The 19,618-nt window shown below is 73.3% G+C and carries 17 protein-coding genes, 1 tRNA gene and 1 pseudogene; 4 read left to right on the forward strand and 15 right to left on the reverse strand.

Translation table 11 applies throughout. The features are described from left to right. Window positions 1-24 precede the first annotated feature (24 nt). Window positions 25-342, reverse strand: coding sequence for a hypothetical protein (locus ABZ861_RS12925; RefSeq protein WP_361628250.1), 318 nt, complete (start codon window positions 340-342; stop codon window positions 25-27). Window positions 343-676: 334 nt separating this feature from the next. Further along, window positions 677-758, reverse strand: a tRNA-Tyr gene (locus ABZ861_RS12930). Between the two features lie 338 nt (window positions 759-1,096). On the opposite strand from ABZ861_RS12930, the gene ABZ861_RS12935 reads away from it, so the two are divergent. Then, window positions 1,097-1,585, forward strand: coding sequence for a YajQ family cyclic di-GMP-binding protein (locus tag ABZ861_RS12935; protein WP_361628253.1), 489 nt, complete (start codon window positions 1,097-1,099; stop codon window positions 1,583-1,585). Between the two features lie 121 nt (window positions 1,586-1,706). On the opposite strand, the gene ABZ861_RS12940 is transcribed toward ABZ861_RS12935, so the two are convergent. The 13 genes and pseudogenes from ABZ861_RS12940 to ABZ861_RS13000 all read right to left on the reverse strand — a co-directional run bounded on the left by ABZ861_RS12940 (window position 1,707) and on the right by ABZ861_RS13000 (window position 14,826). Beyond that, a complete protein-coding gene (locus tag ABZ861_RS12940) occupies window positions 1,707-1,973 on the reverse strand; it encodes a GlsB/YeaQ/YmgE family stress response membrane protein (RefSeq protein ID WP_361628256.1) in 267 nt (88 codons plus the stop codon). A gap of 133 nt (window positions 1,974-2,106) precedes the next feature. After that, window positions 2,107-2,499, reverse strand: a complete 393-nt coding sequence (locus ABZ861_RS12945) for a YccF domain-containing protein (RefSeq protein WP_361628259.1) — start codon at window positions 2,497-2,499, stop codon at window positions 2,107-2,109. Next, on the reverse strand, window positions 2,496-3,359 hold the full coding sequence (htpX, locus tag ABZ861_RS12950; RefSeq protein WP_361628262.1) for a zinc metalloprotease HtpX: 864 nt from the start codon (window positions 3,357-3,359) through the stop codon (window positions 2,496-2,498). The genes ABZ861_RS12945 and htpX overlap by 4 nt, the downstream gene beginning before the upstream one ends. A 384-nt stretch (window positions 3,360-3,743) precedes the next feature. Next, a complete protein-coding gene (locus ABZ861_RS12955; protein ID WP_361628265.1) occupies window positions 3,744-5,267 on the reverse strand; it encodes an NADH-quinone oxidoreductase subunit N in 1,524 nt (507 codons plus the stop codon). Beyond that, entirely contained in the window at window positions 5,264-6,838 is a 1,575-nt protein-coding gene (locus tag ABZ861_RS12960; protein ID WP_361628268.1) for an NADH-quinone oxidoreductase subunit M, read from the reverse strand. Before ABZ861_RS12960 ends, ABZ861_RS12955 begins: the two co-directional genes overlap by 4 nt. 6 nt (window positions 6,839-6,844) lie before the next feature. Continuing rightward, on the reverse strand, window positions 6,845-8,848 hold the full coding sequence (locus ABZ861_RS12965) for an NADH-quinone oxidoreductase subunit L (protein ID WP_361628271.1): 2,004 nt from the start codon (window positions 8,846-8,848) through the stop codon (window positions 6,845-6,847). Then, window positions 8,845-9,270 carry an NADH-quinone oxidoreductase subunit NuoK gene (gene nuoK, locus ABZ861_RS12970; RefSeq protein ID WP_361628274.1) on the reverse strand — a complete coding sequence of 142 codons (426 nt, stop codon included), beginning with the start codon at window positions 9,268-9,270 and terminating at the stop codon, window positions 8,845-8,847. The genes ABZ861_RS12965 and nuoK overlap by 4 nt, the downstream gene beginning before the upstream one ends. Then, a complete protein-coding gene (locus ABZ861_RS12975) occupies window positions 9,270-9,875 on the reverse strand; it encodes an NADH-quinone oxidoreductase subunit J (protein ID WP_361628277.1) in 606 nt (201 codons plus the stop codon). Before ABZ861_RS12975 ends, nuoK begins: the two co-directional genes overlap by 1 nt. Further along, entirely contained in the window at window positions 9,872-10,675 is an 804-nt protein-coding gene (locus ABZ861_RS12980) for an NADH-quinone oxidoreductase subunit I (RefSeq protein WP_361628280.1), read from the reverse strand. Before ABZ861_RS12980 ends, ABZ861_RS12975 begins: the two co-directional genes overlap by 4 nt. After that, window positions 10,675-11,643, reverse strand: a complete 969-nt coding sequence (locus ABZ861_RS12985; RefSeq protein ID WP_361628283.1) for a complex I subunit 1 family protein — start codon at window positions 11,641-11,643, stop codon at window positions 10,675-10,677. Before ABZ861_RS12985 ends, ABZ861_RS12980 begins: the two co-directional genes overlap by 1 nt. Beyond that, window positions 11,640-13,397 carry an NADH-quinone oxidoreductase subunit C gene (locus tag ABZ861_RS12990; protein WP_361628286.1) on the reverse strand — a complete coding sequence of 586 codons (1,758 nt, stop codon included), beginning with the start codon at window positions 13,395-13,397 and terminating at the stop codon, window positions 11,640-11,642. Before ABZ861_RS12990 ends, ABZ861_RS12985 begins: the two co-directional genes overlap by 4 nt. 428 nt (window positions 13,398-13,825) lie before the next feature. Then, a pseudogene (locus tag ABZ861_RS12995) lies at window positions 13,826-14,416 on the reverse strand (NADH-quinone oxidoreductase subunit B family protein); the annotation flags it as partial. Beyond that, on the reverse strand, window positions 14,407-14,826 hold the full coding sequence (locus ABZ861_RS13000; RefSeq protein ID WP_361628289.1) for an NADH-quinone oxidoreductase subunit A: 420 nt from the start codon (window positions 14,824-14,826) through the stop codon (window positions 14,407-14,409). The gene ABZ861_RS13000 and the pseudogene ABZ861_RS12995, both read right to left, overlap by 10 nt. 267 nt (window positions 14,827-15,093) lie before the next feature. Between ABZ861_RS13000 and ABZ861_RS13005 the strand changes: the two genes are divergently transcribed. From ABZ861_RS13005 to ABZ861_RS13015, 3 genes are all read left to right on the forward strand, one after another. Further along, the gene (locus ABZ861_RS13005) at window positions 15,094-16,521 is read left to right on the forward strand and encodes a sensor domain-containing protein (protein WP_361628292.1); all 1,428 of its coding nucleotides are present in this window, start codon (window positions 15,094-15,096) and stop codon (window positions 16,519-16,521) included. A gap of 293 nt (window positions 16,522-16,814) precedes the next feature. Next, the gene (locus tag ABZ861_RS13010; protein ID WP_361628295.1) at window positions 16,815-18,365 is read left to right on the forward strand and encodes a sensor domain-containing protein; all 1,551 of its coding nucleotides are present in this window, start codon (window positions 16,815-16,817) and stop codon (window positions 18,363-18,365) included. Between the two features lie 425 nt (window positions 18,366-18,790). Then, window positions 18,791-19,450, forward strand: a complete 660-nt coding sequence (locus ABZ861_RS13015; RefSeq protein ID WP_361628654.1) for a response regulator transcription factor — start codon at window positions 18,791-18,793, stop codon at window positions 19,448-19,450. Window positions 19,451-19,618 lie beyond the last annotated feature (168 nt).

The following is a 19,618-nucleotide window of genomic DNA, read 5'->3' on the forward strand; positions in this document are numbered from 1 at the left end:
CCGTCTCTCGCTCTCGATCCCCACCTACGCGAAAATGCATTCGACGAACGCGGAATTGCCGTTGTACGGCCCTGCCGGCGTCGGACGTTCGCCCGGCCACCGGGTGCAGACGCCGACGCCGCCCACGCCGAGGGCCGGCAGGCCAAGGCGGCCGAGGGCCGTCCCGTAACTGCCGCCCTGGGCAAGGCAGTCGCCGTGCCGACCGGACCGGCCTACGACCTGCTCGCCGACGAACGTCGCGCGCTGGGGGGTCGGGCTCCTCGTCGTGTGCGGCGGGCTGCTGACGCTCATCGCCACCGCGCTCACTCGCCCCTTGTCCGCCCGGTCCACCACAGCATCCACGCGGGCAGGAACACCGCGAGACAGACCGCCGTAATCAACGCGGAGCCCCAAGACGTGCCCACCAGCACGTGAGAAGCCACAGCGCCGAGTCCGTAGACCGGCGCGGACACACCGAGGATCACCAGATAGCGCCCCCACGGGCGGCGCCTCCAGCCGCTCTCTGCCCCGCGCTCACGCGGGCGTTCGTCCGTCATGCCCACCTCATACTCCATAGCACAGCGAAAGGGCGGCCCCCTCTCGCCGAAGAGCAGGGCCATCCCCGCCAACCAGCCCACACACGACAAGGGGCCCGTGACCTGCTGCTTGAGCAGGTCACGGGCCCCTTGTTCCCGTGTGGCGGCGCCAGGATTCGAACCTGGGAAGGCTGAGCCGGCAGATTTACAGTCTGCTCCCTTTGGCCGCTCGGGCACACCGCCGGGGGTTGCTGCCGTTCGAACCGCCTTTCGGCGGTGCTTCTCGGCAACGACGTAAACGATACCTGATGCGGGAGGGTGCTTCGCCACCCGATTGATCTGCGCCGCGGACGGGGCCGCCGCCGCGGACGGAGGGCGCGGCGACGCGGTGAGGCGCCGTGCCGGGAACCGGGCCGGGCGTCGCGAGCCGGTGAAGCATTCCGGCCACAGCACTAGGCTGGGGCGGATGCGGGCCGGGACCCGACAGCCCGGCTCGACGGCTACCCCACGCCCGCCCCCGCACAGCGCGCACGGCTCCCCCGTGCGTGCCCGACAGACCCCGATACAAGGAGCCACAGGACATGGCCGACTCCAGTTTCGACATCGTCTCGAAGGTCGAGCGGCAGGAGGTCGACAACGCCCTCAACCAGGCCGCCAAGGAGATCTCGCAGCGCTACGACTTCAAGGGCGTGGGCGCCTCGATCTCGTGGTCCGGTGAGAAGATCCTCATGGAGGCGAACTCCGAGGACCGGGTGAAGGCGGTGCTCGACGTCTTCGAGTCCAAGCTGGTCAAGCGGGGCATCTCGCTGAAGGCCCTGGACGCGGGCGAGCCGCAGTTGTCCGGCAAGGAGTACAAGATCTTCGCCTCGATCGAGGAGGGCATCTCCCAGGAGAACGCGAAGAAGGTGGCCAAGCTGATCCGCGACGAGGGTCCCAAGGGCGTCAAGGCCCAGGTCCAGGGCGAGGAGCTGCGGGTCAGCTCCAAGAGCCGCGACGACCTCCAGGCTGTGATCGCGCTGCTGAAGGGCCAGGACTTCGACTTCGCCGTCCAGTTCGTGAACTACCGGTAGCCCCGGTACGCGTCAAGGGCGGGCGTCCGGTGGGCGCCCGCCCTTCACGCGTTCTGCCGCCGCTCAGGCGGCCGCTGCTTCGTGTGCTCTGCCGCCGCCCAGGCGGGCCTGCCTGCTGCGGTCAGTCGCGCGAGTTGCCGAACAGGATCCGGTAGGCGATCAGCAGCACCAGCGAGCCACCGATCGCCGCGGCCCAGGTGGCGCCGTCGTAGAAGTGCTGGGAGACCGGGTGGTGCAGCCAGCGCGCCGAGATCCAGCCGCCGATGAAGGCGCCGGCGATGCCGATGAGGGTCGTGCCGATGAAGCCGCCCGGGTCGCGTCCGGGCAGGAGGATTTTCGCGATGGCCCCGGCCAACAGTCCCAGGATGATCCAACTGATGATGCCCATGCCCTGAACCTGCCCTTCTTGACGACTGGCAGACACCCGTCGTCGTGTCACCCGCCGTCGCGCTCCGCACGCGCGTTCGTACCGTGTCGCCGGTGAGGACGCCGCGGTCACCTCCCACGGTTGCGCACGGCGGTCACCGCGTCGCGAAGGGCTGGTCCGTTCGGACGATCTCGCGGCCCAGCGGGAGCAGGGAGACCGGGATCAGCTTGAAGTTGGCGATGCCGAACGGGATGCCGATGATCGTCACGCAGAGCGCGATCCCGGTGGCGATGTGCGCGAGCGTCAGCCACCAGCCCGCCAGCACCAGCCACAGGACGTTGCCGACGCAGGACGGGGCGCCCGCCTCGCGGCGCTCGACCGTGGTGTACCCGAAGGGCCACAGCGCGTAGACGCCGATCCGGAAAGCGGCGACGCCGAAGGGTATGCCGATGATCGTCACGCACAGCAGCGCACCGGCCAGCAGATAGCCGAGGAACAGCCAGAAGCCGCTCAGCACCAGCCAGATGACGTTCAAGAGGGTTTTCATGAGGGGCGGCCTGCCATCTGCTCGAGTCGGGCGATGCGCTCCGCCATCGGCGGGTGCGTCGAGAAGATCTTCGACAATCCCTGGCCCGGACGGAAGGGGTTGGCGATCATCATGTGGCTCGCGGTCTCGATCTTCGGCTCGGGGGGCAGCGGCAGTTGCTGGACGCCCGCCTCCAGCTTGCGCAGGGCGCCGGCGAGGGCGAGCGGATCGCCGGTGAGCCGGGCCCCGGACTCGTCGGCCTGGTACTCCCGGGAGCGGCTGATCGCGAGCTGGATGAGCGAGGCGGCGAGCGGACCCAGCAGCATGATCAGCAACATGCCGAGGAGGCCGGGGCCGTCGTCGTCGTCCGAGCGGCCGACCGGGATCAGCCAGGCGAAGTTCACCAGGAACATGATCATGGAGGCGAGTGCGCCGGCCACGGACGAGATCAGGATGTCGCGGTTGTAGACGTGGCTCAGCTCGTGGCCGAGGACGCCGCGCAGCTCGCGCTCGTCGAGCAGGCCCAGGATGCCCTCCGTGCAGCACACGGCGGCGTTGCGCGGGTTGCGGCCGGTGGCGAAGGCGTTGGGCGCCTCCGTCGGGGAGATGAACAGGCGGGGCATCGGCTGGCGGGCCTGGGTGGAGAGGTCGCGGACCATCCGGTACAGGGCCGGGGCCTCGAACTCGCTGACGGGGCGGGCGCGCATCGCGCGCAGTGCCAGCTTGTCGCTGTTCCAGTACGCGTATGCGTTGGTGCCGAGGGCGACGAGGACCGCGACGATCAGCCCGGTACGGCCGAAGGCGCTGCCGATCCCGATGATGAGTGCGGACAGCACCCCGAGGAGTACTGCGGTCTTGAGCCCGTTGTGCCGGCGGTGCACGGTACGCCCTCCAAGTGGTGCGGCAGAGGAACCCCTCGCTTGCTGCTGTCGCCACCGGTGTCGTGGTGTCACGTTCCAGTGGACCCTTCTGAACCGGTCAACGCCAGGCGAGGGCTCCGGGTTCCCGGCGTGGTCGGCCGCGCGCGGGCCGTCCGGGTGGGCCGTCCGGGTGAGCGGGACACCGGGCGGGCACGCGCGCTGGAGAGCGGATGCCCGCCCGCGCGCGGGATGACGCCAGGGCGGAAGGAAGCACCGTAAGGGCCGGTCACGGCGGGCAGGGCGCCGCGCGCCGCGGGCGGATCGGGTGTGCGGGTCGGGGTGTGCGGGCCGGGTGTGCGGGTCCGGGTGTGCGGGTCCGAGTGTGCGGGTCCGAGTGTGCGGGGGTCAGAACAGGGCGCTGGCGGCGAAGCGCAGGACGAGCTGGGGCGCGCCGGACAGGGCGACGCCCAGGAGGCCGGTGAGGGTGAGCGCGGCGGTGAGGGGGGCCGGGACGCGGCGCCGGACGGGTTCGCCCTCGGGGGCCCGGAACAGCAGCGCGGTCCACTGGAGGTAGTAGAACAACGCGATGACGACGTTGACGGCCATGACGGCGGCGAGCCAGCCGAGGCCCGCGTCGACGGCCGCGGAGAAGACGGTGACCTTGGCGAACAGGCCGATGACGCCTGGCGGCAGCCCGGCCAGGCACAGCAGGAAGAAGGCCAGGAGGAGGGCGGCGAGCGGGTGGGCGGCGTACAGGCCGCGGTAGTCCGCGACGCGGTTGCCGGGCCTGGCGCGGCCCACCAGCGCCGCCACGGCGAAGGCGCCGAGGTTCACGGCGGCGTACATCAGGGCGTAGGCGACGGTGGAACCGACGGCCCTCTGGGGGTGCTCGGCGTATCCGGCGGCGGCGATCGGCGCCAGGAGGTAGCCGGCCTGCCCTACGGAGGACCAGGCGAGCAGCCGGACCGCGCTGTACGCGCGCGTGCCGCGCTGGCGCAGGGCGCCGACGTTGCCGACGGTCATGGTGAGCGCGGCGAGCACGGCGAGCGCCGGGCCCCAGACGTCGGCGTAGGAGGGGAACGCGACGACGGTGACCAGGATGAGCCCGGTGAAGCCGACCGCCTTGCCGACGACCGACAGGTAGGCGGCGACGGGCAGGGGCGCGCCCACGTAGGTGTCAGGCACCCAGAAGTGGAAGGGGACGGCGGCCAGTTTGAAGGCGAAGCCGACGAGGGTGAGGACGACGCCGGTCTGGGCGAGGGTGTGGAGCTGCCCGTCGACGTGCGGGAGGCGGCCGGCGATCTGGGTCAGGTAGAGGGTGCCGGTGGAGGCGTACACGAAGCTGACGCCCATGAGGCTGACGGCGGTGGCGGTGACCGAGGACAGGAAGAACTTCAGGGCCGCGTCGGAGGATCTGCGGTCGCCGTGGCGCAGGCCGACGAGGGCGAAGGCGGGCAGGGAGGCGACCTCCAGGGCGACGATCAGGGTGGCGAGGTCGCGGGAGGCGGGCAGCAGCGCGGCGCCGGCGGCGGAGGACAGCAGCAGGAACCAGTACTCCCCCTCGGGCAGTCCCCCGCGCGCGTCCTTGAGCGCGGTGACCGACAGCAGGGCCGCGAGGAGGGCGCCGCCGAGGACCAGGAACTGGATGACGAGGGTGAAGTGGTCGGCGGTGTAGCTGCACGCGTCGGGCCGCCCGGCGGCGCAGAAGGTGCTGCGGCGGCCGTCCAGGAGGGGGAGCAGCATGAGCGCGGAGGCGGCGAGTCCGGCGACCGCGGTCCAGCCGAGGAGGGGCTTGCGCCGCTCGGGTGCGAACAGGTCGGCCACCAGGACCGCGAGGGCGGTGACCGCGGTGAGGGCGGGCGGCGCGACGGCGAGCCAGTCGACGGACTGGACCGCCGACGCGGCCAGCGGCGGGGCCAGGGCGCTCATCGGGTGCCTCCTGCGAGGAGATGCTGCACGGCCGGGCCGGTGAGCCCGAGGAGGGTCCTCGGCCAGAGCCCGGCGAGGACGGTGAGCAGGACCAGCGGCGTCCAGGCCGCGAACTCGTAGCCGCGGACGTCGGCGAGGGCCGGGGCCTGCCGCGGTACGGAGCCCATGCAGACGCGGCGGACCACGGAGAGCAGGTACGCGGCCGTCAGGAGGGTGCCGAAGGCGCCGATCGCCGTGAAGACGAGGAAGGCGGGGCGGCTGAGGCCGGCGGCGGGCCGGAAGGCGCCGAACAGCGCGAGCATCTCGCCCCAGAAGCCGGCCAGGCCGGGCAGCCCCAGCGAGGCGACCGCGCCGAAGGCGAGCAGGCCGCCCAGGCGCGGCGCCCTGCCGTACAGGGCGGCGCCGGTTCCCTCGGCCAGGGTGTCCAGGTCGGCGGTGCCGGTGCGGTCCTTGAGGGCGCCGACCAGGAAGAAGAGCAGGCCGGTGATGAGGCCGTGGGCGATGTTGGCGAACAGGGCGCCGTTCACGCCGGTCGGGGTCATGGTGGCGATGCCGAGGAGCACGAAGCCCATGTGGCCCACGGAGGAGTAGGCGATCAGCCGTTTCAGGTCGCCTCGCGCGCCGCGCTTGGCGAGCGCGAGGCAGGCCAGCGATCCGTAGACGATCCCGACGACGGCGAGGGCGGCGAGGTAGGGCGCGAAGGTGTGGAAGCCGTGCGGCGCGACGGGGAGCAGGATCCGGACGAAGCCGTACGTTCCCATCTTCAGCAGGACGCCGGCCAGCAGGACCGAGCCGACGGTCGGGGCGGCGGTGTGGGCGTCGGGAAGCCAACTGTGCAGGGGCCACATCGGGCTCTTGACCGCGAGCCCGATCCCGATCGCCAGAACGGCGATGACCTGCACGGAAGCGGTCAGCGACCGGCCGTTGTCAGTGGCGAGTGCGACCATGTCGAAAGTGCCCGCTTTGATCCCGATCAGGAGCAGGCCGAGCAGCATGACCACGGAGCCGAGGAGGGTGTAGAGGATGAACCGCCAGGCGGCGGCCCGCCGGTTCTCGCCGCCCCAGCGGGCGATGAGGAAGTACATCGGGACGAGGACCGTCTCGAAGGCGAGGAAGAACAGCAGCAGGTCGAGGACGGAGAAGGTCGCCAGCGTGCCGGACTCGAGCAGGAGGAGCAGGGCGACGAAGGTTTTCGGGCTCGGGCCCGGGGGCTGCTTGAAGTAGCTGTACAGCGCGCAGAGGAAGGTCAGCAGCGCGCTCAGGACGACGAGGGGGAGGGAGATGCCGTCGATGCCGAGGTGGATGCGCACGTGGAGTGCGGGGATCCAACTGATGTCGGTCGTGGCCTGCATCTTCGAGGGGTGGTCGTGGTCGAAGCCGGCCGCGAGGAGGAGGGCGGCCAGGAGCACCGCGCCGGTCACGGCCACGCCGTGCCGCAGCACGGCCTGCTCGGGCGACGTCCCCTTCAGTCCGGGCGGGGCCGGCAGGAGAGCGGCGAGCGCCCCGAGGAGCGGGCCGACGACGACGAACGCCAGGAGGAACTGCATCACGGACTCGCTGATATCGATCACGCCTGCTCACGCTCCCGTGGCGACGAGGACGACGGCGACCGCGAGGATCACGGTGCCGGCGAGCAGCGCGCTCACATAGGTCTGCACATTGCCGGTCTGGGCGCGCCGTACGGCGGCCCCGAGCAGCCGGGGCAGCGCCCCGGCGCCGCGTACGTAGGTCTCGACGACCTCGCGGTCGAGGAACCGCACGAGGTCCGCCGCGGCGAGGACCGGGCGGACGAAGAGGGCCGCGTACACGGCGTCGAGGTGGAAGCCGGCGGCCGCGTGCCGGTGCAGCGGGCCGAGCAGCAGGCGTCCGGGGTCGGCGGGGTCGGGTGCGTAGGCGATGTCCCCGTACGCGGGACGGTGGGTGGCGATGGCCTCGGCCTCGACGAGTCCGGCGTCGCCCTCCGGGTGGGCGGCCACGGCGCCGAGCGGGACGCGGGCCGCGAGGGCGGTGGTGTGCCGCCAGGCGGCGTAGGCGGCGACGCCGCCGGCGAGGGCCAGGCCGGTGCCGAGGACGGAGGTGCTCAGGGTGGGGGTCAGGTCGCGGCCGTCGAACCAGTGGGGCAGGACGCGGTAGGCGAGTCCGCCGGAGGCGAGGGAGGGCACGGCGAGCACCCACAGGACGGTGTTCATGGCGAGCGGCTGCCTGCCGTGGTCGGGGGCCTCGGGTCCGCGTCCGCGGAAGGCCAGCAGCCACAGACGCAGCGCGTACGCGGCGGTCAGCAGGGCGGTGAGGAGGCCGGCGACGAGGACGATCCATCCGGCCGCGCCGGGGGCGTGGCCGGTGTGTCCGGCGGCGGCGCGCTCGGCGGCGGCGAGGACGGACTCCTTGGAGAAGAAGCCGCTGAAGGGCGGGATCGCGGCGAGGGCGAGGAGGGCGACGGTCATCGTCCAGTAGGCGTCGGGGACGCGGTCGCGCAGGCGGCCCATGCGGGACATGGCGGCCAGCGAGTTGGTGCCGGCGGCGTGGATGACCACGCCCGCGGCGAGGAAGAGCAGCGCCTTGAAGGCGCCGTGGGACAGGAGGTGGAAGACGGCGGCGCCACGGTCGCCGACGGCGAGCGCGCCGGTCATGTAGCCGAGCTGGCCCATCGTCGAGTAGGCGAGGACGCGCTTGATGTCGTCCTGGGCGAGGGCGGCGAGCGCCGAACCGGCCATCGTGACGGCGGCCATGACGGCGAGGACGGTCATCGCGGCCGTGGAGGCTTCGAAGACGGGGAGGAGGCGGGCGACGAAGTAGACGCCGGCGGCGACCATCGTCGCGGCGTGGATCAGCGCGGAGACGGGCGTCGGGCCGGCCATCGCGTCGGGGAGCCAGGTGTGCAGGGGGAACTGCGCGGACTTGCCCGCCACGCCGGCCAGGAGCAGCAGGGCGATCACGGTGGGGTGGTGCAGGCCGCCGTGCGCGACGGCGCCGAGGATCGTGGTGATCTTGAAGGATCCGGCGGCCGTGCCGAGCGCGAACAGGCCGATGAGGAAGGGGACGTCGCCGAGCTTGGTGACCAGGAAGGCCTTGAGGGAGGCGGCGCGGGCCTCCGGGGTCTCCCAGTAGTGGCCCACCAGGAAGTAGGAGCAGATGCCCATGACCTCCCAGCCGACCAGCAGCACCATCAGGTCGCCGGAGTAGACGACGAGCAGCATCGCGGAGGTGAACAGGGAGACCAGGGCGGCGTAGGAGGGGTAGCGCGGGTCCTCGCGCAGGTAGCCCGTCGAGTAGATCTGCACGCAGGTGGCGACGAGGCCGACCAGGACGGCGGTGAGCGCGGCGAAGCCGTCGATGTGCAGGGCGAGTTGGACGGGGACCGAGCCGGTGGGCGTCAGTTCGGACGCCGCGTCGATCGCCCGGCCGCCGCCTTGGCGGGCGGCCACCAGGGAGGCCAGTGCGAGGGAGGCGAGGGTCGGCAGGACCGCGAGCGGGCGGACGAAGCCGGGGGCGGTGCGTCCCAGCAGCAGTCCGGCCGCGGCGGCCAGGAACGGCAGGAGGGGGACGAGAGCGGCGAGGACGGCGAGGGAGGGCGTGGTCACGTGGCGGCCTCTGCCTTCTCGTCGGCCTGCGCGGCCGCGGCGGCGTCGCCGCTTGGTTCGTCGTTGGGGTCGTTGGGGTCGTCGGGGTCGTCGGGCTCGTGGGGGCCCTCGGCCGCGTCGCGGAGCCGGTCGATGTCCGAGGTGCCGCGGTCGCGGTACACGGCGAGGACGATCGCCAGGCCGATGCCGATCTCGGCGGCGGCGACGGTGATGGTGAACAGGGTCAGGGCCTGGCCGGAGTGCAGGGTGTCGGCGGCGGTCCGGCTGAGCCAGGCGTCGAAGGCGACCAGGTTGAGGTTGACGGCGTTGAGCATCAGCTCGACCGACATCAGCACCAGGACGGCGTTGCGGCGGGCGAGGACGCCGTAGAGGCCGGTGCAGAACAGGAGGGCGGAGAGCACGGCGGGATAGGCGAGGTGCATCAGCGGGCGCCTTCCTCGGCGGCCTGCCCGGAGCGGGTCTCCGGGTCCTGGGAGGCGGCGGCGTCCGTGTTCGCCTTCGCCTTGCGGGACAGGACGATCGCGCCGACCAGGGCGGCGAGGAGCAGGACGGAGAGCGCCTCGAAGGGCAGCACCCAGTACTGGAAGAGGCTCGCGCCGGTGACCTTCGTCGAGCCCGCGGCGCCGTCCAGGTCGATCCAGGTGGTGCGGAAGGCGTCGACGACCACCCAGACCAGGGCGGCAGCGGCGGCGAGGGCCACCACGAGGGCGGCCGGGCGGTTGCCCGAGTCGGCGTCCGGGGAGCGGCCGATGGGGGCCTTGGTGAGCATCAGACCGAACAGCAGGAGGACGACGACGGATCCGACGTAGATGAGCACCTGCACCCAGGCGATGAACTCGGCGGTGAGCAGGAGGTACTCGACGGCGAGGCCGCCGAGGGCGACCACCAGCCACAGGGCGGCGTGCACCAGTTGGCGGGTGGTGACGGTGACGACCGCGGCGCCGAAGGTGGCCACGCCGACCAAGAGGAAGGCGATCTCGACGCCGCTCGGGGAGAGGAAGCCGGGGTGTGCGGCGGCGAGGCTCACCGCGGTCCTCCCTGCGGGTCGGTGGGGTCGGTGGGGTCGGCCCGCTTGGTGGGCTCGGTCGGCCCGGTGGGCGCGGTGGGCGCGGTGGGCTCGGTCTGCCCTGCGTGCTCGGCCGGGGCGGCTTGTTCCGGCTGTGCGGCTTGCCGTGCCTGTGCGGTCTGCTCGGCCTGTGCGGCTTGCCGTGCCTGTGCGGTCTGCTCGGCCTGTGCGGCTTGCCGTGCCTGTGCGGTCTGCTCGGCCTGTGCGGCTTGCTCGGCCTGCTGGGCTTGGGCGACTTGCTCGGCTGCCAGTTTGTCGGCGTTCTTGCGGGCGGCGGCGATCTCCTTGGGCTCCTCCGCGGCCGGGTCGAGGGCGGGCGGCGCCGGGACGGTCCACATCCACTCGCGCAGCTTGTCGCGCTCGTGGGTGAGGTCGCGGATGTCGGTCTCGGCGTACTCGAACTCCGGGGACCAGAACAGGGCGTCGAAGGGACACACCTCGATGCAGATGCCGCAGTACATGCACAGGGAGAAGTCGATGGCGAAGCGGTCGAGGACGTTGCGGCTGCGCTCGCGGCCGCCGGGCACGGCCGCCGGCGTCGTCTCCTTGTGGGAGTCGATGTAGATGCACCAGTCCGGGCACTCGCGGGCGCACAGCATGCAGACCGTGCAGTTCTCCTCGAACAGGCCGATGACGCCGCGGGTGCGCGGCGGCAGGTCGGGCAGGGTGTCCGGGTACTGCTCGGTGACGGTCTTCTTGGTCATCGTGCGCAGGGTGACGGCCAGGCCCTTGGCGAGACCGCTGCCGGGGATGGGGGCCATCAGAGGAGCACCACCTTCACGACGCCGGTGAGGGCGATCTGAGCGAGGGAGAGGGGGACGAGGAGCGTCCAGGAGAACTTCTGGAGCTGGTCCTCGCGCAGCCGGGGGTAGGTGACGCGCAGCCAGATGACGACGAAGGCCAGCAGGGCGGTCTTCACCAGCGTCCACACCCAGCCGAGGCCCTCGGCGCCCCACGGGCCGTGCCATCCGCCGAGGAACAGGACGGTGGTCAGGCCGCACAGGACGACGATCCCGGCGTACTCGGCGAGGAGGAACAGCGCGAAGCGGAGACCGGTGTACTCGGTGTAGGCGCCGAAGATGATCTCCGAGTCGGCGACGGGCATGTCGAAGGGCGGGCGCTGGAGTTCGGCGAGGCCAGCCGTGAAGAAGACGAGGGCGCCGACCAGTTGCCAGGGCAGCCACCACCAGTGGAAGGCGTCGAGGATGCCGGTGAGCGAGACCGTGCCGGCCGCCATCGCCACCGAGGCGGCGGCGAGCAGCATCGGCAGCTCGTAGGAGAGGAGCTGGGCGGCGGTGCGCAGACCGCCGAGGAGGGAGAACTTGTTGGCCGAGGCCCACCCGGCCATGAGCGAGCCGAGCACGCCGACGCCCATCACGGCGAGCACGAAGAAGACGCCCGCGTCCAGGACCTGTCCGACCGCGCCCTCGCCGGGGCCGATCGGGACGGCGAGCAGGACGAGCAGGTACGGCAGCAGGGCGACGGCGGGGGCGAGCTGGAAGACCCGGCGGTCCGCGCCCGTCGGGACCACGTCCTCCTTCTGCGCGAACTTCACCCCGTCCGCGACGAGCTGGGCCCAGCCGTGGAAGCCGCCGGCGTACATCGGGCCGAGGCGGCCCTGCATGTGGGCCATCACCTTGTGCTCGGTCTGCCCGACGAGCAGCGGGAAGGTGAGGAAGACCGCGAAGACGATCACCAGTCGCAGGGCGACGTCGACAGCGCCGTTCACTGCGTGCCTCCTTCGGGGGCTCGGGGGTCGTCGTCGGACGGGGACGCGGAGAGGCCCTTGGGGTCGGGCTCAGCGCCAGGCTGGGGCTTGGGGTCGGGCCCAGCTTCAGGCCGCGGCTTCGGCTCTGGCTTAGCGTCAGGCCGGGGTTTCGGCTCTGGCTTAGCGTCAGGCTGGGGTTCCGGCTCGGACTCGGGCGACGGGCCTGGCTCGGGCGTCCGGTGGGGCGCGGTCATAGCCTCGGGCGCCTGCGCGGGCTCGGCGGCTTGCTCCCCCTCGGGGATCCCGTCCGGCGTGGGCTCAGGCGTCCGGTCCGGCTTGTGCTCGGGCGTCGGGCTTGGCTCGGGCGCGGACACGGGCGCTTGTGCGGGCTCGGCGGGCTGCTCGGCGTCGGGCGTCTGCTCCGGCCTCCGCGGCTGCTCGGGTGGCGGTTCCGGCGTGGGGGGCGAAGAGGGCTCGGGCTGGTGTTCGGGGGTGTCGAAGGCCGGGCGGGCGTGGTGCCAGGGGGCGTCGGAGCTGCGGGAGGCCGGGGGCGTCGCGGGCTCGCCCTCGTCAGGCGTCGCCCCGGCGCGCTGGGAGGCCGAGCCCTCACTCGCGCTGCGCGCGCGTCGGGGGCCACGCTGCGAGGTTGATCCGCCGGACGCGGTGCGCGCGCGGCGCGGCGACGACGGCTGACGCTCTGCGGCAGGGGCCTCGGGCGCGCCAGCCCGCGCCGGACCGTCGATGGCGCCAGCGCTTGCCGGACCGTCGGCGGCCCCGGCGCCCGTAGCTGCGGATTCCGTAGCTCCAGCGCCCGTAGGCCCAGCCTCTTTGGAAGCCTGGGCAGACTCGGCGTTCGGCGTGCCGTCAGCGCCCGTCGGCCCCTCGGCCTCCGTTGCTGACTGGCTCGCCGAGCCCTGGCTGGCGCTGCGCATTCGGCGTGGCCTGGCCGCGGCGCCTCCGGGTGCCGGGGGGCCCGTCGCTTCCCGGGCGTCGGTCGCTTCCCGGGCCTCAGTCGCAGGGGGCCGCGCGGCGCCCACCGATCCTGCGCTCCTCGCCTCAGCCGTCCCAGCGGCCTCTCCCGTTGCCGCTGCCCCAGCCTCGGTCGACTGGCCGACGGAACCCTCGGCCGCCGTGCGGGTGCGCCGGGCCGGGCGGTCGCCTGCCGGACGGGCGGCGCCCCGGGCGGGGCGGGCCGGGGCGGCCGGGAGCTTGCCCTTCAGCGGACCCCACTCGTTGGGGTCCGGGACGCCGGGCGGCAGCATCTGGCGGCGCTTGGGGCCGCCGTGCTCCGACTCGCCCGGTTCCTTCGCGCCGGGCCACGCCTTGGCGACCCGGGCGGCCAGGACGAAGTCCTTGCGCAGCGGATGGCCCTCGAAGGCGTCCGGAAGGAGAAGGTGGTCCAGGGCCGGGTGGTCCTGGAAGTCGACGCCGAACATCTCGTGGGTCTCGCGCTCGTGCCAGGCGGCGCCCGCGTAGACGTCCACGGCCGTGGGCAGCGTCGGCGCCTCGTGCGGCACCGTGGTGCGCACGAGCAGCCGCCGCACCGGCGCGAGGGCGACGACGTGGGCGCAGACGCGCAGGCCGGCACCCGGTTCGTCGACCGCGCTCAGCCAGTCGAAGTACGCGCAGCCCAGCTCGTCCCGGGCGGTCAGCAGCGCCCGCGTCCACGCGGAGGGCGGTACGTCGACCGTCAGGACCTCGTAGGACTCCTCCGCCGTGGCCTCAGGCCCGAACAGCTCCTCGGCGGAAGCGGGCAGCCAGCCGGCCCCGCTCATCGCACGTCCCCCTCGGCGCCGCCCGCGGCGGAGTCGGTCTCGACGGCGCCACCCGCGGCCGCCGATTCCGTGCCGGTGCCAGTGCCACCCGCGGCCGACGAGTTCGTGCCAGTGCCACCCGCAGACGACGAGTCCGTGCGGGCGGCGCCCGCGGCCGAAGAACCTGGCTCGACGGCCCCCGCGGCCGAATCCGTGTCGGCGGCCCCGCCCGCGGCCGACGAGTCCGTGCGGGCGGCGCCCGCAGCCGAGGAGTCCGGCTCGACGGCGCCCGCGGCGGAGTCCGTGCGGGCGGCCCCCGCGGCCGAAGAACCTGGCTCGACGGCACCCGCGGCCGAATCCGTGTCGGCGGCCCCGCCCGCAGACGACGAGTTCGTGCGGGCGGCACCCGCGGCCGAATCCGTTGCGGCGCCGCCGCCCGCGGCCGGCTGCGCCGGGGTCGGCGGCCGTACCAGGTCGCTCTGGAGGGCCGCCGCCGACGGACGGCCCGACCCGGCGCCGTACCGCTCCCCCAGCGACTCCCGTGCGATCTTCTCCTGGAGTGTGAGGATGCCCTGGAGCAGCGCCTCCGGGCGGGGCGGGCAGCCGGGCACGTAGACGTCCACCGGGATGATCTGGTCGACGCCCTTGGTGACGGAGTACGAGTCCCAGTACGGGCCGCCGCAGTTGGAGCAGGCGCCGAAGGAGATGACGTACTTCGGCTCGGGCATCTGCTCGTACAGGCGGCGTACCGCCGGGGCCATCTTGTCCGTGACCGTGCCGGACACCACCATCAGGTCGGCCTGGCGCGGCCCCGGCGCGAACGGGATCACGCCGAGCCGGATGAAGTCGTGGCGGGCCATCGACGCGGCGATGAACTCGATCGCGCAGCAGGCGAGGCCGAAGTTGAACACCCAGAGCGAGTAGCGGCGGCCCCAGTTCAGCACGACCTTCATCGGCTCGGGGGCGAGCCGGGCGAGCGCGCCCAGGCGCTTCGGCTCGGGCAGGTACACCGGTTCGGCGGGGGCGGGGTTCACGTCCATGCCAGGACGCCCTTCTTGTATGCGTACAGCAGGCCCACGGCCAGGAAGCCGAGGAAGACGAACATCTCCACCAGCGTCGCGGCGCCGTAGCCGGGGGCGGCGAAGACCGTCGCCCAGGGGAACAGGAAGATCGAGTCGACGGCGAAGACGACGTACAGAAACGCGTAGACGTAGTAACGGACCTGGGTGTGCGCCCAGCCCTCGCCTACGGGGTCCACGCCGCACTCGTAGGTCAGCAGCTTCTCGGGCGTGGGGACCACGGGGCGCAGCAGGCGGCCCGCGCCGAAGGCCACGGCGACGAACAGCACGCCCATCGCGGCGAGCAGCCCGACGACGGAGTACGCGTGGAAGTACCCCGCCGCGACGACGGCGTCCGTCCCCCGAACCGTTCCCGGCGCCGTCTCAGGCATCGTCCCGTCCCCTCGCTCCCTGGCCTCGTGGTGTGCGTGTCGCTGGTGTGCGGTGTCGCTGGCGTGCTTCGTGTCGCTGGTGTGCTTCGTGTCGCTGGCGTGCGTGCCGTCGTGATGCGCGACGACCGGTACGCACGGGAGTCTAGGCCCTGTTAAAGAGCGGGTAAGCAGTCCGTCGCGCGGTGGGACGGGGTGGGGTTTTCCCCCGTGGGCCGGGGCGGTCGGCAGCATGGCGCCCGGGGGCCGCCGCACGGCACGCTGACCCCTATGACCGAACGTATCCCCTCCTCCGGCCCGTTGGCGCCCGGGGTCGAGGACCCGCACGCGGAGCGGCGCCGGGACCACGACCTGGGCCAAGACCGGTACAGGGACCAGGGCGAAGGCCAAGACCGGGACCGAGACCGGTACCGGGACGAAGCCCAGGGCCGGGACTGGGGCGATGGCCGGTACCGGGACGAAGGCCGGGACCAGCACCAGGACCACGACGACGGCCAGGGCAGGGACCACGACCACGGCCCGGACCACGACCACGGCCCGGACCGTCTGCCGCGGCCCCGCTTCGCCTACGACGCGCCCACCTGGAAGGAGATCGCGTATCTCCTGACCGATCTGCCGGTGTCGGTGCTGGGCTTCGTCTACGCGGTGGCCGTGCTGGTCACCGGAGGCGCGCTGACCATGACGGTGGTCGGCTTCCCGCTGCTCGCGGCCGGGCTGATGGGCGCGCGTCTGCTGGGCAGGCTGGAGCGGGCGCGGGCGCGCAGGCTGCTCGGGGTGCGGGTGGAGGAGCCGAGCCGGCTGCCGCTGCACCGCACGCGGGGAGGGTTCAACCAACTGTGGCTGGCGGTGAAGGACCCGGTGGGCTGGCGTGCGGCGCTGTACGCCCTGATCCGGCTGCCCTGGTGCGTCGCCGCCTTCGCCGTCACCCTGACCTCGCTGTTCGTGCTCTGGCCGGTGCTGCCGTTCATCGCGCGCGGTCTGGCGAACGTGGACCGGGCGATGGTCCGCGCCCTGCTGTCGCCGTCCGACGGGCTGGAGCGGCGGATCGCGGAGCTGGAGTCGGACCGGGGAGTCGTGGTGGACACGGCGGCGGCCGACCTGCGGCGCATCGAACGCGATCTGCACGACGGCGCGCAGGCCCGGCTGGTTCATCTGGCCATGGGGCTGGGCCTGGCCAAGGAGAAGCTGCTGGAGGACCCGGACGCGGCCGCGGCGATGGTCGACGAGGCGCACGGCGAGGTGAAGCTCGCGCTCCAGGAGCTGCGCGACCTGGCCCGCGGCATCCACCCCGCCGTGCTGACCGACCGCGGCCTGGACGCGGCGCTGTCGTCGGCGGCCGCGCGCTGCACCGTGCCGGTGAAGGTGACGGCCGACCTGGAGGAGCGCCCGGCGGAGGCCATCGAGGGGATCGCGTACTTCACCGTCTCGGAGCTGCTCCAGAACGTCAGCAAGCACAGCCGGGCGCGGTCCGCCTCGGTCGAGGTGTGGCGCTCCGGCGACCGGCTGCTGATCCAGGTGCGGGACGACGGGGTCGGCGGCGCGCGGCTGGACACGGGCAGCGGCATGCGGGGGCTGGCGGACCGGCTGGGCGCGGTCGACGGGCTGTTCGTCGTCGAGTCCCCGGTGGGCGGCCCGACGACGGTCACGGCCGAACTGCCCTGGCGGGACCGCACGGGCGCCTCCGGCGGGGCGAGGTAGGGAAAACCCCCCGCCCGAAATGCCGACACGCTCCATGGCGGGCGTGACCTGCGGTCGAGCAGTCTGAGCGGACACCGTGCCGGCCGGGGCGAGCACCCGCGCGCAGGGTCACGAGCGAAGCCGTGACCAGCGGCGGTCCGACAGGCAGACGGCCGGACGGGCGGACGCCCGGCAGAGGGGCGAGCGGACAGGCGGACAACCGGACCGGCGGACGCCGGACAGACGGACGAGCGGACAGGCGGCTGGCCGGACCGGCGGACGAGCGGACGGGCGAGGGGACGGGAGCGAGACCGATGGCCACCGACTACGACGACGCGTACGAACGGGACACGGCAGGGCGCGAGACGGCAGGGCGCGAGACGTACGGCCGCGACACATACGGGCCTGGCGCCTACGAGGGCGACACGTACGGCCGTGACACGTACGGGCCTGGCGCCCACGGGCGCGACACGTACGAGCGCGACCCACACAGGCATGACCCCTACAGGCACGACCCCTACGCCCCCGGACGCGAGCCGCGCGGCAGGGCCGGAGTCCGCCCGGGGGAGCCCGGCGTGCGACGGCGCCGGGCGCCCGCCTGGCTACGGGCGCCGTTCGAGGCCCGCGCCTGGCGGGAGCTGGGCTATGTGCTGCTCGGACTGCCGATCGGCGTCCTGCTCTTCGCCTACGCGGTCACGATGGTGTCGCTGGGCGCCGGCCTGCTGGTGACGTTCCTAGGCGTGCCGGTGCTGGCGGCGGCGCTGACGGGCTGCCGCGGGTTCGGCGTGCTGGAGCGGGTTCGGGCGCGGGTGCTGCTGGGCCTTGAGGTGGCCGAGCCGGCGCCGCTGCGTCCACGCGACGGCCGCGGCGTGCTGGCCTGGACCGGGGCCGTGCTGGGGAGCGGCGCCTCTTGGCGGGCCCTGCTGTACGCCGTGCTCCAGTTCCCGTGGGCGGTGTTCTCCTTCGGGGTCGCGGTCGCCTTCTGGACGACGGGCTGGTCGCTGCTGACGTACCCGCTGTGGTTCTGGGTCTTCCCGATGTGGGCGGGCCAGAGCGGCATCCAGCTTTACGCGGACGCGCACCACGAGATCTTTCTCGACAACCCGTTCGAGATCGCGGTGACCGCCCTGGTGGGCCTGCTGCTCACGCTGGTCGCCCCGTGGATCGTCCGGGCGCTGACGACGGTGGACCGGGTGCTGGTGCACGGGCTGCTGGGACCGTCCCGGCTGTCGGCGCGGGTGGTCGAGCTGGAGTCGGACCGGGGGGTCGTGGTGGACACGGCGGCGGCGGACCTGCGGCGCATCGAGCGGGACCTGCACGACGGCGCGCAGGCCCGGCTGGCAGCGCTGGCGATGGACCTGGGGGTGGCGAAGGAGAAGCTGGCCGAGGACCCCCGCGCGGCGGCGCTGCTGGTGGACGCGGCGCACGGCGAGGTGAAGACCGCGCTGCGGGAGCTGCGGGACCTGGCGCGCGGCATCCATCCGGCGGTGCTGACGGACCGGGGGCTGGACGCGGCGCTGTCCGCGCTCGCCTCGCGCTGCACGGCGCCGGTGCGGGTGGAGGTGGACCTGCCCGAGCGCCCCGCGCCGGCGATCGAGGCCATCGCCTACTTCACCGTGTCGGAGCTGTTGCAGAACGTCGGCAAGCACAGCCGGGCGCGCTCGGCCGACGTGGAGGTGTGGCGCAGCGCGGACCGACTGCTGCTCCAGGTCACGGACGACGGGGTCGGCGGCGCGGACGCCTCCGCAGGATCGGGGCTGACCGGGCTGGCCGAGCGGCTGGACGCCGTCGACGGGGTCATGGTCGTCGACTCCCCGGCCGGAGGACCCACCCGGGTGACGGCGGAGCTGCCCTGGCGGGGCTGAGGCGGTGCCGCACGGCCGATCTGCCCTGGCAGAGCTGAAGCGGTGCCGCACGGCCGATCTGCCCTGACGGAGCTGAGCGGCGGCACGGAGAGGCGGCGCTGCCCTGACGGGGCGGAAAAGCGGCGCTGAGCGGCGGAGCGAACCCCGCGACCGGCCGCACCCGGTGGGCGCCCGCCGGGTGCGGCCGCCGGACGACGGCCGGACGACGGCCGGACGACGGCCTGACGACCGCCGGACGACTGGTGGACGGCCGCCGGACGATCGGCGGGAATCTCCCTCGGAACACACCCTGAACACCCCCTGACTTCCCCCAGCCTGGGCGCGGCGCGGTGCGAAGGCTGGAATGCTGGCTCTCGCCGTCGTGCCGGCGGCGGCGGAGCGGGCTGGAGCGAGGCTGTGGGGGGCCGAGGGACGTGGAGGACAGAGTGCGCGTGGTCATCGCCGAGGACTCGGTGCTGCTGCGGGAGGGCCTGACGCGGCTGCTGACCGACCGGGGGCACGACGTCGTGGCGGGCGTCGGGGACGCCGAGGCGCTGATCGAGACCATCGCGAAGCTGCACGCCCGGGACGCGCTGCCGGACGTCGTGGTCGCGGACGTGCGGATGCCCCCTACACACACCGACGAGGGCGTACGGGCCGCGGTGCGGCTGCGCGAGGACCATCCGGACCTCGGTGTGCTGGTGCTGTCGCAGTACGTGGAGGAGCGGTACGCCACAGAGCTGCTGGCGGGTTCGAGCCGTGGCGTCGGCTATCTGCTCAAGGACCGGGTCGCCGAGGTCAGGGACTTCGTGGACGCGGTGGTGCGGGTCGCCCAGGGGGGCACCGCCCTGGACCCCGAGGTGGTGGCGCAGCTTCTCGGGCGCAGCCGGAGGCAGGACGTGCTGGCGCGCCTCACCCCGCGCGAGCGGGAGGTGCTGGGCCTGATGGCGGAGGGGCGGACGAACTCGGCGGTCGCCCGGCAGCTCGTGGTCAGCGACGGCGCGGTGGAGAAGCACGTCAGCAACATCTTCATGAAACTGGGTCTGGCGCAGAGTGACGGGGATCACCGGCGTGTTCTCGCCGTCCTCACCTACCTCGACTCCTGACCGGCCGACACTGTGTCAGGGAGGGACTCCGGCCCGTCACGGGCGCGGCGCCGGAGCGCACGCGGAACGTTCCGAAGGAGGGCGAGGAGGTCCGGCGGCGGGCCGCCCGGAGGCGGCCTTCGCATCGCCCGGCGGTGACCCGCCGGGCGGGACAGATCAGGCACGGGG

Source organism: Streptomyces sp. NPDC046985, assembly GCF_040644415.1.
Lineage (GTDB): Bacteria > Actinomycetota > Actinomycetes > Streptomycetales > Streptomycetaceae > Streptomyces.

Bases quoted from the DNA above. Each gene is read 5' to 3' on its own strand.
- ABZ861_RS13010 (WP_361628295.1), top strand. From the start codon at position 16,815: ATGGCCACCGACTACGACGACGCGTACGAACGGGACACGGCAGGGCGC.
- ABZ861_RS12990 (WP_361628286.1), bottom strand. From the start codon at position 13,397: ATGAGCGGGGCCGGCTGGCTGCCCGCTTCCGCCGAGGAGCTGTTCGGG.
- ABZ861_RS12945 (WP_361628259.1), bottom strand. From the start codon at position 2,499: ATGAAAACCCTCTTGAACGTCATCTGGCTGGTGCTGAGCGGCTTCTGG.
- nuoK (WP_361628274.1), bottom strand. From the start codon at position 9,270: ATGCACCTCGCCTATCCCGCCGTGCTCTCCGCCCTCCTGTTCTGCACC.
- ABZ861_RS12955 (WP_361628265.1), bottom strand. From the start codon at position 5,267: ATGAGCGCCCTGGCCCCGCCGCTGGCCGCGTCGGCGGTCCAGTCCGTC.
- ABZ861_RS12935 (WP_361628253.1), top strand. From the start codon at position 1,097: ATGGCCGACTCCAGTTTCGACATCGTCTCGAAGGTCGAGCGGCAGGAG.
- ABZ861_RS12980 (WP_361628280.1), bottom strand. From the start codon at position 10,675: ATGGCCCCCATCCCCGGCAGCGGTCTCGCCAAGGGCCTGGCCGTCACC.
- ABZ861_RS12940 (WP_361628256.1), bottom strand. From the start codon at position 1,973: ATGGGCATCATCAGTTGGATCATCCTGGGACTGTTGGCCGGGGCCATC.
- ABZ861_RS13005 (WP_361628292.1), top strand. From the start codon at position 15,094: ATGACCGAACGTATCCCCTCCTCCGGCCCGTTGGCGCCCGGGGTCGAG.
- ABZ861_RS13000 (WP_361628289.1), bottom strand. From the start codon at position 14,826: ATGCCTGAGACGGCGCCGGGAACGGTTCGGGGGACGGACGCCGTCGTC.